This is a genomic window from Pseudomonas sp. PB3P13, assembly GCF_054897735.1.
On record NZ_CM142702.1, the window covers coordinates 4029674 to 4041378 of the forward strand.

Annotated in this window: 13 protein-coding genes; 2 read left to right on the plus strand and 11 right to left on the minus strand. The window is 59.4% G+C overall.

The features are described 5' to 3' along the window. Positions 1–57 precede the first annotated feature (57 nt). From murB to ACYZT1_RS18510, 8 genes are all read right to left on the minus strand, one after another. Positions 58–1077 carry a UDP-N-acetylmuramate dehydrogenase gene (gene murB, locus ACYZT1_RS18475; protein ID WP_462016105.1) on the minus strand — a complete coding sequence of 340 codons (1020 nt, stop codon included), beginning with the start codon at positions 1075–1077 and terminating at the stop codon, positions 58–60. Next, positions 1074–1538 (minus strand): low molecular weight protein-tyrosine-phosphatase, encoded by a 465-nt coding sequence (locus tag ACYZT1_RS18480; RefSeq protein WP_462016106.1) that lies wholly within the window; start codon positions 1536–1538, stop codon positions 1074–1076. Before ACYZT1_RS18480 ends, murB begins: the two co-directional genes overlap by 4 nt. Continuing rightward, positions 1538–2302, minus strand: a complete 765-nt coding sequence (gene kdsB, locus ACYZT1_RS18485) for a 3-deoxy-manno-octulosonate cytidylyltransferase (RefSeq protein WP_462016107.1) — start codon at positions 2300–2302, stop codon at positions 1538–1540. Before kdsB ends, ACYZT1_RS18480 begins: the two co-directional genes overlap by 1 nt. Then, positions 2299–2484 (minus strand): Trm112 family protein, encoded by a 186-nt coding sequence (locus tag ACYZT1_RS18490; RefSeq protein ID WP_007945752.1) that lies wholly within the window; start codon positions 2482–2484, stop codon positions 2299–2301. The genes kdsB and ACYZT1_RS18490 overlap by 4 nt, the downstream gene beginning before the upstream one ends. A gap of 25 nt (positions 2485–2509) precedes the next feature. Continuing rightward, the gene (gene lpxK, locus ACYZT1_RS18495) at positions 2510–3520 is read right to left on the minus strand and encodes a tetraacyldisaccharide 4'-kinase (protein WP_462016108.1); all 1011 of its coding nucleotides are present in this window, start codon (positions 3518–3520) and stop codon (positions 2510–2512) included. Then, positions 3520–3951 (minus strand): ExbD/TolR family protein, encoded by a 432-nt coding sequence (locus tag ACYZT1_RS18500; protein ID WP_462016109.1) that lies wholly within the window; start codon positions 3949–3951, stop codon positions 3520–3522. Before ACYZT1_RS18500 ends, lpxK begins: the two co-directional genes overlap by 1 nt. Beyond that, positions 3948–4583, minus strand: a complete 636-nt coding sequence (locus tag ACYZT1_RS18505; RefSeq protein ID WP_462016110.1) for a MotA/TolQ/ExbB proton channel family protein — start codon at positions 4581–4583, stop codon at positions 3948–3950. The genes ACYZT1_RS18500 and ACYZT1_RS18505 overlap by 4 nt, the downstream gene beginning before the upstream one ends. Positions 4584–4681: 98 nt before the next feature. Continuing rightward, the gene (locus ACYZT1_RS18510; protein ID WP_462016111.1) at positions 4682–6904 is read right to left on the minus strand and encodes a DNA internalization-related competence protein ComEC/Rec2; all 2223 of its coding nucleotides are present in this window, start codon (positions 6902–6904) and stop codon (positions 4682–4684) included. A gap of 136 nt (positions 6905–7040) precedes the next feature. Here ACYZT1_RS18510 and ACYZT1_RS18515 point away from each other — a divergent pair, with 136 nt between their 5' ends. Beyond that, positions 7041–7559, plus strand: a complete 519-nt coding sequence (locus ACYZT1_RS18515; protein ID WP_462016112.1) for a DUF2062 domain-containing protein — start codon at positions 7041–7043, stop codon at positions 7557–7559. Positions 7560–7659: 100 nt separating this feature from the next. Beyond that, positions 7660–9084, plus strand: a complete 1425-nt coding sequence (locus ACYZT1_RS18520) for an IS1182 family transposase (RefSeq protein ID WP_462015231.1) — start codon at positions 7660–7662, stop codon at positions 9082–9084. A gap of 144 nt (positions 9085–9228) precedes the next feature. Here the strand turns inward: ACYZT1_RS18520 and ACYZT1_RS18525 are convergent, their stop codons facing one another. The 3 genes from ACYZT1_RS18525 to ACYZT1_RS18535 all read right to left on the minus strand — a co-directional run bounded on the left by ACYZT1_RS18525 (position 9229) and on the right by ACYZT1_RS18535 (position 11694). Then, positions 9229–10008 (minus strand): ABC transporter permease, encoded by a 780-nt coding sequence (locus ACYZT1_RS18525; protein WP_462016113.1) that lies wholly within the window; start codon positions 10006–10008, stop codon positions 9229–9231. After that, the gene (locus ACYZT1_RS18530; protein WP_462016114.1) at positions 10005–10937 is read right to left on the minus strand and encodes an ABC transporter ATP-binding protein; all 933 of its coding nucleotides are present in this window, start codon (positions 10935–10937) and stop codon (positions 10005–10007) included. Before ACYZT1_RS18530 ends, ACYZT1_RS18525 begins: the two co-directional genes overlap by 4 nt. 133 nt (positions 10938–11070) lie before the next feature. Further along, the gene (locus tag ACYZT1_RS18535; protein ID WP_462016115.1) at positions 11071–11694 is read right to left on the minus strand and encodes a glutathione S-transferase family protein; all 624 of its coding nucleotides are present in this window, start codon (positions 11692–11694) and stop codon (positions 11071–11073) included. Between the last annotated feature and the right edge of the window lie 11 nt (positions 11695–11705).

Here is an 11705-nt window from a genome sequence, read left to right on the forward strand (position 1 = left end):
AACCCTGCACAATTCCCATCGTGCAGGGCTTTTTATCACTCTTGAAAGCGTAGTCGCTCAATACCGATTGGGCTCCATTTCGAGCTCAACCTGAAAACGCTGCGAAATATCTTTTTGAATACGCTGAGCCAAATCAAGCAACTGCAGGCCGGTAGCGTTGCCGTAGTTGACCAGCACCAGCGCCTGCAATTTGTGCACACCGGCGTCCGCCTCGCGAAACCCTTTCCACCCGGCGCGTTCGATCAGCCAGCCCGCAGCAATTTTCATTTGCCCGTCCGGTTGCGCATACGCAACCAGATCCGGGTATGCGCTTTTGAGCTGGGTGACCAGCGCGGCTGGCACCAGCGGATTTTTGAAGAAGCTGCCGGCATTGCCGAGCACGGCCGGATCAGGGAGCTTTTCGTTGCGGATGCTGCAGATCGCCTGACTGACATCAGTGGCCGTTGGATGCTTGATGCCTTGCTCGGTCAAACGCTGACGCACCGGGCCGTATTCCAGGTGCAGTTGCGCAGCGCGACTCAGCGCGAAACGCACCCGCAGAATCAACCAGCGTCCCGGTTGTTGCTTGAACAGGCTGTCGCGGTAGGCGAAGTTGCACTCTTGTAGCGTGAAATCGCGCAGCTCGCCGGTCTGTCGATCCAGCGCGGTCAAACCGGCGAATATGTCCTTGATCTCCACCCCATAAGCGCCGATGTTCTGCATTGGCGCAGCGCCGACGGTGCCGGGAATCAGGCTGAGGTTTTCCAGCCCTGACAACCCTTGCGCCAGTGTGTGCTGAACAAACGGGTGCCACGGCTCACCCGCTTCGGCTTCGATCACGACCTTGCGGCCGTCGTCACTGAGGATGCGGATACCGCGCGTCGCCATGCGCAACACCAGCGCCTGAACGTCTGCAGTCAGCAGCAGGTTGCTGCCACCGCCGATCACCAGCAACGGCACATCGTGCTGCGCCGCATAGGCCAGCGCTTCGCGAACGTCGGCATCGCTGCGGGCTTGGGCAAACAACCGGGCCTGAACGTCGACGCCGAAACTGTTGAAGGGTTTCAGCGAGACCTGCGGTTGTACCTGCAAACTCATAAGCGTCCCTTCAATTCGACAACCAGCAAGTCGCTCGCACGCTCGATCAGGTCCAGCACTTGCTCAAAGCCTTGATCGCCGTCGTAGTACGGGTCCGGGACTTCATCACGTTCTGACTGATATCGACGCAGGAAAAGATCAAGCTCCGCCCTGCCCTTGGTCGGTTGCAGGGCCTTGAGGTTGCGCAGGTTGCTGTTGTCCATCGCCAGAATCAGGTCATAGCGGGCGAAATCGGCGCGAGTGACTTGCCGGGCGCGCTGGGCGGAAAGGTCGTAGCCGCGCACTCGGGCCGCGGCCTGACTGCGTTTGTCCGGCGCCTTGCCGACGTGCCAGTCACCGGTGCCGGCGGAGGCGACTTCGATTTGGCCGGCCAACCCCGCTTCACGCAATTTATGCCGCAGCACGCCTTCCGCCGTCGGCGACCGGCAGATGTTGCCCAGACACACAAACAAAACCCGCATCAGGCCTCCAGCAGGCGACGAACGCGCTCGAGGTCTTCAGCAGTGTCTACCCCGGTTGGCGGCGCGATCAAGGCGTCGGCGACGTGAATGCGCACGCCGTGCCACAGGGCACGCAGCTGTTCCAGCGATTCGGTATTTTCCAGCCAGCACGGCCCCCAGTTCACGAAGTCCTGAAGGAAACCGGCGCGGTAGGCATAGATGCCGATGTGGCGACGATACGGCACGCCTTCCGGCAGCACTTCGCGATTGTTCGCGAAAGCATCACGCGCCCACGGCAGGGTCGCGCGGCTGAATGTCAGCGCCAGGCCATTGAGGTCGCTGACGACCTTGACAACGTTGGGGTTGAACAGGGTTTCGACGTCTTCGATCGGCTCGGCCAGCGTGGCCATGCGCGCTTCGGTGTGGGTGGCCAGGTTGGCGGCGACCTGGTCGATCACACCAGGAGGAATCAACGGCTCGTCGCCCTGAACGTTGACCACGATGGCATCAGGCGCCAGACCCAGCTTGGCCGCGACCTCAGCCAAACGATCTGTGCCGGAATTGTGATCCTCCCGGGTCAGCACAACTTCGGCGCCAAATCCTTTGCAGGCCTCGACGATGCGCACGTCGTCGGTGGCAACGACCACGCGTTCAGCACTGCTTTTGCGAGCCTGCTCCCAGACGTGCTGGATCATCGGCTTGCCGGCGATCAACAGCAGCGGCTTGCCCGGCAGGCGGGTCGAGGCGTAGCGCGATGGAATGACGACAGTAAAGGCTGTGGTCATTTATCCAGGCGCTCGTCAGTGGTCAGGGTGCGCGCTTCGGTTTCCAGCATCACCGGGATGCCGTCGCGAATCGGGTACGCCAGACCTGCGCCTTTGCTGATCAACTCGGTTTTGTCGGCGCTGAGCTTGAGCGGGCCTTTGCAGACCGGGCAAGCGAGGATATCGAGCAATTTGGTGTCCATGAGCATTCCCTGGATAAAGACGTTATTAAGGCAAGAGACGGGCCGGCAAAAGGCGCATCAGCTGCGTATCGAACCAGGCCACGAAGGCTGGCGACGGTGCAGCATCGACCGCCAGGTACCACCAATCGGCGGCAGCAAAGGTGCGGCACTTCACCGCGTCCTTTTCGGTCATCACCAGCGGCAATGACGGCGTGAAGTTCAACGCCTGGGCGCTGTATTCGGCGTGGTCGGCAAACGCGTGCGGGACTGGTCGCCAGTGTAGCGTTTCAAGGGTCGCGAAGAAACGCCGGGGATTGCCGATCCCGGCCACGGCATGCAACGCCTGGCTTGGGGGGAAGTGATCCAGTGGACGGCGCTCGCCACTGCGCAGGTTGACGAGTTCGGTGGGTTGCAGCTGAAAAGCGAAGCCGTCATCACGATCTTCGGCAGCGCCGTTATAAAGCACAGCGTCCACGCTCTGCAGGCGCTCGGCGGGCTCACGCAACGGGCCGGCGGGCAAGCAGCGTTTGTTGCCAAGTCCGCGCGCTGCATCAATCAGTACCAGCTCCAGATCACGAGCCAGTCGGTAATGCTGCATGCCGTCGTCGGAGAGGATCAAGTCCAGCGGCTCGCTCGCCAGCAAGGCCTGGACAGCGCGGCTGCGATCGGGATCGATCATCAACGGGACGCCGGTGCGCTGCACGATCAACAGCGGTTCGTCGCCAGCCACCGAGGCGCTGTGCCCGGCTTCGACCCGCCACGGCAGCTGCGGCGGGTTGGCGCCGTAGCCGCGACTGACCACGCCGACCCGTAAACCGCTGCGCTGGCAGTGCTGGATCATCCACAGAATCAACGGCGTCTTGCCGGTGCCGCCGACGGTGATATTGCCAACGACAATCAGCGGCACCGGCGGCTGATAAATCTGCCCCTCACCCGCCAGAAAGCGCTGACGCTTGCTCATTACCACACGGCGGTACAGCCACTCCAGCGGCCGTAGCAGCGTCAGGGCCGGATGGCCCCGGTACCACGCGGCGAGCAAGCGATCGGACATGGCCATCAAGGTGCCGGCGGCGCCGCCTCGACTGTGGTCATGCGCAGGTGACTGAAGCCAAGTTTGCCGGCGGCGTCCATGGCGGTGATCACCGATTGGTGCTGAGTCTTGCCATCGGCGCTGATGGAGAGTGGCATCTGGGTGTCACCGTCGGATTCTTTCTGCAGGGCGTCCATCAGCGTCGTCAGATCGTTTTTGGGCAGCACCCGGTCATTCACCGAGAACGCGCCTTCAGCACTGATGGCCACATCGAGGCGTTTGACCTGCTGGTCTTCGGCAGGCGAACCGCTGACCGCTTCCGGCAAATCGACGCGCAGTTGGGTTTCCCGGGTAAACGTAGTGGTCACGACGAAAAACAGCAGCAGAATAAACACCACGTCGATCAGCGACGCGAGGTTGATGTCCACAGTCTCCCGTTGCTTGCGGCGGAATTTCACGCTTTGCCCCCGTTCAGGTCCACGTCACGATCACCCTGCACAACCTCTACCAGTTTGATCGCTTCCTGCTCCATGCCCACCACCAGTTCATCGACCCGGCGTTGCAGGAATCGATGAAAGAAGACAGCAGGAATACCGACCATCAGGCCCGCTGCCGTGGTGATCAGAGCCTTGGAAATACCCCCGGCCAACACCGCCGCGTTAGTGGTCATCCCCGTGCCCATGAACGCGCTGAAAATGTCGATCATGCCCAGCACCGTACCGAGCAAACCCAGCAACGGCGCCATGGCGGCGATGGTGCCGAGGGCATTGATGTAGCGCTCGAGCTCGTGAATAACCCGGGCTGCGGCCTCTTCAATGCACTCCTTCATGATCTCGCGACCGTGTTTGGAGTTGGCCAGGCCGGCGGCCAGAATCTCGCCCAGTGGCGAGTTGGCACGTAATTCCTTGAGTTTGTCTTTATTGAGCTGTTTGTCCTTGATCCAGACCCAGACTTGCCCCAGCAAGTGCTCCGGGGTCACGCGACTGGCACGCAGGGTCCACAGGCGCTCGGCGACGATCGCCATGGCCGCGATGGAACTCAAAATGATCGGCAGCATCATCCAGCCGCCGGATTTGACCAATTCCCACACAGTGACAGTCCCCTCGAAAAAGTGCGCCACTCTAACATAGGGGGTGAGCACACCGAAGACCGGGATGTCGCATCCGGTCGGGCGTGGATCACCTCGGTTTAATCCCTGGAGCGCCAGAAACGCTGTTCATGACGCATGGTCCACGGCGGTTCGAAGCGCCCGAGCAGCAGACGAATGGCGCCTTGCGCGGCACTGTCATGGATGGCCATGCCGCGTTTTTGATAGCGCGCGATCACGGTTGGATGTGGGTGGCCGAACGAATTGCCGTTGCCTCGAGAAATCAGCACTGCTCTGGGTTGCAGCGCGGCGAGCAGTGTCGGGGAGGACGAACTGCGGCTGCCATGATGCGGCGCCTGCAACCATTCGGTAGGAACGGCGAGTGCACTGTCGAGCAATGCGCGCTCGGCCGCGGTGTCGATGTCGCCGGTCAGCAGCATGCGCTCGCCGTTGGCTTCTATCTGCAGGACGCAGGATTTCTGGTTGCTGTCCGAGGCAGACGTCCACTGCCATAGCTCGAACCTGACCTCGTCCCAGCTCCAATGCCGACCGCTTTCGCAGGCCAGGGCGCCGAGTTCAGCGGGCAGCGCCAAGGGGTCGCCACTGATGACCTGCGTAACGGGAAGCCCTTTGGCGACTGCACGTACGCCTCCAGCGTGATCGGCATCGGCATGACTGATCAGCATCAGGTCGAGTTTATTCACGCCGAGCTTGCGCAGCGTTGGCAGCACCACCCGTTCACCGAGGTCGAAATCACCGAAACGCGGTCCGGTGTCGTACAGCAACGTGTGATGACGCGTCCTTACCAAAATCGCCAGCCCCTGGCCAACGTCCAGTTGCCAGATATCTGCAATACCTTCATCCAGCAGCGGGCGCGGTGGGAATACCAGCAAGAGCAACAGCGGCCAACCCAGTGGACGCATGGGCACGCCGCGAGGCATCAACAGCAGGACTGCGCCGAATGTAGCCACTGCCCAAACCCAAAGCGCAATGGCTTCGGGCACCCACGCCGGAACCTGTCCGGCCACCGGTTCGAGGCCTTTGAACAGCCAGTCGATCAACCCGCCCGCCAGCCACAGCAACCCTTCGCCCACGTAGGGGACCGGCAGTAACAATGTGCCGAGCAGTGCCGGAGGGAGAATCACCAGACTGACCCACGGTACGGCAAGCAAATTGGCCAGAGGGCCGCTGACGCTGATCGGCAAGCCGAGTATCAACAGCACCGGGCACAGACCGATCGCGATGAGCCACTGCGCGCGGGTCCAGGTTTGCCACCATCGCCAGGGGCCCAATCGCCCGCCGAAGGTGAAGATCAAAATCGCCACGGCGCCAAAGGACAGCCAGAACCCCGGTTGCAGACTTGCCAGCGGATCCATCAGCAACACGCCATTGAGCGCCAGCAGCAGTGGCCACCATGCGCCGAGGTCACGAAAGCGCAGACGCCACAACAGCACCAGACCAATCATCACGCAAGCACGGCGCACGGGGACATCAAAACCGGCGAGCACGCCATAACCCAGCGCTGCGGCAAACGCCAGCCCACACGCCCACGGCAGCCAGGGCAAGCGGTTGGGCCACAGCCCATAACGCGCCAGACCGGCGATCAACAGGTACACAACGCCCGCCAGCATGCCGACGTGCTGACCGGAAATCACCAGCAGATGCACGGTGCCGGTGTCCTGCAATATCTGCCAATCCTCGCGAGCCAGCCCGCCGCCATCGCCCAACACCAGCGCCGCCAACGCGCCGTTGCGCCCCTGCGCATCCACGGCTTGCAGGCGCTGGCGGATCCCGTCGCGCCAGGCCCATCGAGCTTCACTGAGTCGCTGGCCATCCTTGACGGTCCCCGTGGCGCCGATGCGCTGCGCGAGTAACCAGGCGTCGTAATCGAAGGAATGCGGATTGAGCAAGCCGGCAGGCCGCTTCAGTTTCACCGCCAGCCGCCAGCGTTCGCCACTGTTGACGGGCGGACCGTCATACCAGGCGATACGCATGCGCTGTGGCACCTGCGAATGGCGCGACCGGGCATCCGCAAGTTCAAAACGCACAACACCTTCACTGATCTGCGGCAACCCGATAACCCGGCCTTCTACCCAGCGAGTTTCTCCATCAAGGCTGACTGGTAGTCGATCCTGCAGTGCCCAGTGTGCGTTCGCGCAGGCCCAACTGAAGCCAAACGCGAAAAATGCACAGGGGTACGCCCTGAAGGGCAGCGCCATCAAACCCACCAACGGCAGCAGCGTGCAAAACCAGACCGGTGGTAATTCCGGTAAAAATCGCAGGGTCAGCAAACCTGACGCCAGCGCTATCATCCCTGTGCGCATACGCCCGTCCTTGAGACTCCCTCCAATAGGGATAGTCGGCGCATGGCACGAGCGTCGTTATTAATTGTCACAAAGTCTGAATGGGCGACTCCTAGAATCCAGACATACTTGCCGCCTTAACCGACCGAGAAGCCTTATGCCCCGGCGCTTATTCAAACGCTACATGCCCGACCCGACGAGTATCAAGGAACACAAATCCTTACGCTTTCTCGGCACGTTGCTGCATGATCCAAACCTCTGGCACCTCAATCGCCACTCCGTTGCCCGCGCCATGGCGGTGGGGTTGTTTGCCGCGTTTCTGCCGATTCCTCTGCAAATGCTGGTAGCAGCGGTGCTGGCGATTATCGTGCGCGGCAACATGCCGATCGCGGTGAGCCTGGTCTGGCTGACCAATCCGATCACCATGCCGGCGGTGTTTTTCTGTACCTACCAGACGGGCGCCTGGTTGATGGATGTGCCAGCTCGTCATCTGCCCGACGAGTTGACCTGGGAATGGATCAGCGGCCAGCTCTCGACCTTGTGGCAGCCGTTTTTGCTGGGATCGGTGGTAGTGGGACTGGTGCTGGGCGTGCTGGCCTACTTTCTGGTGATGATGTATTGGCGCTGGTGGGTCAGTCGCCAGTGGGCGCGCCGAAAGAAAAGACGCATGCGCTGAAATGGAAAAAGGCCTCCTTGTCGCAGGCTGTGTGAAAACCTAGCAATCTGCCGCCGGGTTTAAGAAAATGCCCGTATCGCAAGATACGGGCATTTTTCTTATGCGCTACATCCAAGGTGAAGATCGTACGCAGGGCACTCTGTTTCCAGTCTCACTGGACGAACTCATTCCCGAAGACCATCTGGTTCGGGTGATCGAGGCGTACATTTCTCTGCTGGACCTTGAGCAACTCGGGTTCGACAAAGCTGCTCCCAAAGCAACCGGGCGCCCTTCGTACCATCCCGGCGACCTGCTTAAACTCTATCTTTACGGCTATTTCCAACAAATTCGATCCTCCAGGCGGCTGGAAGCGGAGTGTCAGCGCAACGTCGAGGTCATGTGGATGTTGGGCCGATTAGCTCCGGACTTTAAAACCATCGCCGACTTCCGGCGCGACAACAGCGCAGCTTTTGTCGCGACATGCCGTGCGTTTGTTCGATTTTGTCGGGGAGCCGGCCTGATTGCTGGCGAGTTGGTGGCCATCGATGGCAGCAAGTTCCAGGCCGTGGCTTCGAACCGAAAACAGATCACCCCTAAAAAGCTCCAACAGCGCGAGGCAAAGCTCGACAAGCGTATTGCGCACTATCTGGCTCAGCTTGATGAAGCTGATCGCGGCGAGCACAAAGAAGCTATTGATCGTTCTGCTGTGCAGACGGCGCTTGAGAAACTGAAGATAAAAAAGGCCAATAACCAGACCTGCCAAGTGCTGATGCAAGCTCAAGGTCTGGTGCAGCATGTGGTGGGTGAGTCCGACGCGCAAAAAATGCGCACCCCTTCAGGCTCGCGTATTTCCTATAACGTTCAAAGTGCGGTTGACGCAAAACACTGCCTGATCGTGCACCATGAAGTGACTCAGGAAGGAACCGATAACCGCCAACTGGAGCCGATGGCCAAGGCTACCCAAGAGGCGCTGGAGCAGGCCAAACTCAGTGTCGTTGCTGATGCGGGTTACTCCAACGGCAGTCAATTCCAGGCATGTGAAGACGCTGGCATCACTCCCTATGTCCCGCCAAACCGAGCCGTTAATACCAAGGGTGATGAAGAGCAAAACTTTGATCGCACACTCTTCCATTACCACGAAGAAAGTGACAACTATCAATGCCCAAACGGCAAGATACTCACGCTTAAAGCCCTCAACAAAGGAGACCGGGTCTATCACGCCGCCGTCGACGACTGCACTGTTTGTCCGCTGAAAAACCGATGTACCAAGGCCGAACGCCGATACGTCACGCGTCATGCCCACGAAGCCGCATTTGAACGAATGGAACGGCGCATGAAAGCCAATCGAGACATGATGAGCCAGCGGCGATCTATCGTTGAGCATCCGTTTGGGAACCTGAAGCAATGGTCTATGGGCAACGCCAGGTTTTTACTGCGTCAACTGAAAGGCGCTCGAACGGAAATGGCGCTTGCGATACAAACGTACAACCTGAAAAGAGCCATAAACGTGCTGGGTGTGCGGCGAATGATGGAATTGATGGGCTGAAAAGCCCTTTTTTGCTTTTCAAAACCGGAAAAGCAAATGCCCCGACAAGTTGGGGCATTTGCTTTTGACCGGCACAGGCTGCGTTTTCACACAGCCTGTTGTCGGGAGGCCTTTTTTTGGCTCGTGTTTTGGTTCGAACAGCTTCTAGGTACGCATTCCCCGGCCGCTCACCAGCAGTCGCGCGCACCCTATATACAAAACCACCGTCGCCACCAGCATGAACGTAATCGCAACGCTGATACGGATATCCGAAACCCCGAGAATCCCGTAGCGAAACGCATTGACCATATGCAACACCGGGTTCGCCAACGACACCGTTTGCCAGAACGGCGGCAGTAACGAGATCGAATAGAACACCCCGCCCAGATACGTCAACGGCGTCAGCACAAAAGTCGGAATGATCGAAATATCATCAAAGTTGCGCGCAAACACCGCGTTGATGAAGCCCAATAGCGAGAATATCGTCGCCGTCAGCACCACCACCAGAATGGTCACGCCCAAGTGGTGCACCTGCAGCTCGGTAAAAAACAGCGACAGCAGCGTCACGATGACCCCGACCATCAAGCCGCGCAGCACGCCGCCCAAGGTGTAGCCGATCAGAATGGTGTGCGGCGACACTGGCGACACCATCAATTCCTCTATGGAACGCTGGAACTTGCTGCCGAAAAAACTCGACACCACGTTGCCGTAGGAGTTGGTAATCACCGACATCATGATCAGGCCCGGCACGATGTATTCCATATAGGTGAAACCACCCATGTCACCGATCTGCCGACCAATCAGGTTGCCGAAGATCACAAAGTACAGAACCATGGTGATCGCCGGCGGCAGCAGGGTTTGCGGCCAAATGCGGGTGAAGCGCTTCACTTCACGGTAGACGATGGTATTGAGAGCAACGAGGTTGGGTTGCAGCTCGGAACTCATACCGCCACCTTCGACAGATTTTTCTCCACCAGTGACACGAACAACTCCTCAAGGCGATTGGTTTTGTTACGCAAGCTCAACACTTCGATGTTCTGCTGCGCCAGTTGGGTGAACAGCGCGGTGATGCCCATGGCCTTGTCGACCTGCACTTCCACGGTGTGGCTGTCCAGCAGTCTGGCCGGATAACCGAGCAACTGCGGTGCTGCACTCAAGGTGTTTTTGATGTCGAGCAAAAACGTCTCCACATGCAACTGGCCAAGCAGCTGTTTCATGCTGGTGTTTTCGACGATGGTGCCGTGGTCGATGATGCCGATGTTGCGGCACAACTGCTCAGCCTCTTCCAGATAATGCGTGGTGAGGATGATGGTGATGCCTTTCTGGTTCAGTTCGGTGAGGAAGGTCCACATGGAACGACGCAGCTCGATGTCCACGCCCGCTGTCGGTTCGTCGAGGATCAGCAGACGCGGTTCGTGAACCAGCGCACGCGCAATCATCAAACGACGTTTCATCCCGCCGGACAGCGAACGCGAAGGCAGATCGCGCTTGTCCCAGAGCCCCAGTTGAATCAGATACTGCTCGGCGCGCTCTTTGGCGATTTTCGGCGGGATGCCGTAGTAACCGGCCTGAGTCACGACGATGTCGAAGGTCTTCTCGAACTGGTTGAAATTGAATTCCTGCGGCACCACGCCAATGGCGCGTTTGAGCTGCGCAGGGTTCTTGTCCAGGTCGTGACCAAAGATATTCACCGTTCCGCTGGTCTTGTTCACGAGGGTCGAGAGAATGCCGATGGTCGTGGATTTGCCAGCGCCGTTAGGGCCGAGCAAGGCGAAAAAGTCACCTTCGGCGACGTCCAGATCGATACCACTCAAGGCCTGGAAACCGTTGCCGTAGGTTTTGGTTAGCTGCCGGATGGACAGAGCGGAACTCATATCGGATTTACGCACCAAGAAGGGAAGAAAGGGATAAATAAGGGCGGGCGGCGGGCATTGCAACCGTGGCTCGTGAGCGCAATGGTGCTTCGCGCCACCGCACAAGTACAGTCAAGCGTGTCGATAGTGAGTATTAAGTCAACGCGGTCATGACGGCTTTGCGATACGCCGGACGCTGTTTCAGCCGGGCATACCAGGCTTGCAGATGCGGCTGTGGAGTGCGCTCGATCGGCATCTCGAACCAGGCATAAATGAAGCTGCCCAACGGGATATCACCCATGCCGATTTCTGCGCCCGACAGATAAGGCCGGGTCGCCAATGCCTGATCAGCCATCGACAGCAGACCCTCACATTCCTTGATTGCAGCCTTGATCGCCGGCCAGTCCTGTTGCTCCTGCGGCGTGCGCAAGACACCCCAGAACACCGTGCGGAACGGGCCGGCAAAACTTGAAGTGGTCCAGTCCATCCACTTGTCGGCGGTGGCGCGAGCTTGCAGATTTGCCGGATACCAGGCCGTGCCGCTGGCGTGTGTAGCCATCAGGTACCGCACAATGGCATTGGACTCCCAGAGTACAAAACCATCGTCCTCGATAACCGGCACGCGACCGTTGGGATTCATCGCGCGATACTCGGGCGTATCGACTACACCAAAAGCGCCGCCCGCATCGACGGCTTCATAGGCGAGCCCCAACTCTTCGGCGGCCCACAGCGGTTTTCTGACATTCGATGAATTCTTGCGACCCCAGATCTTCAGCATGACCGCCTCTT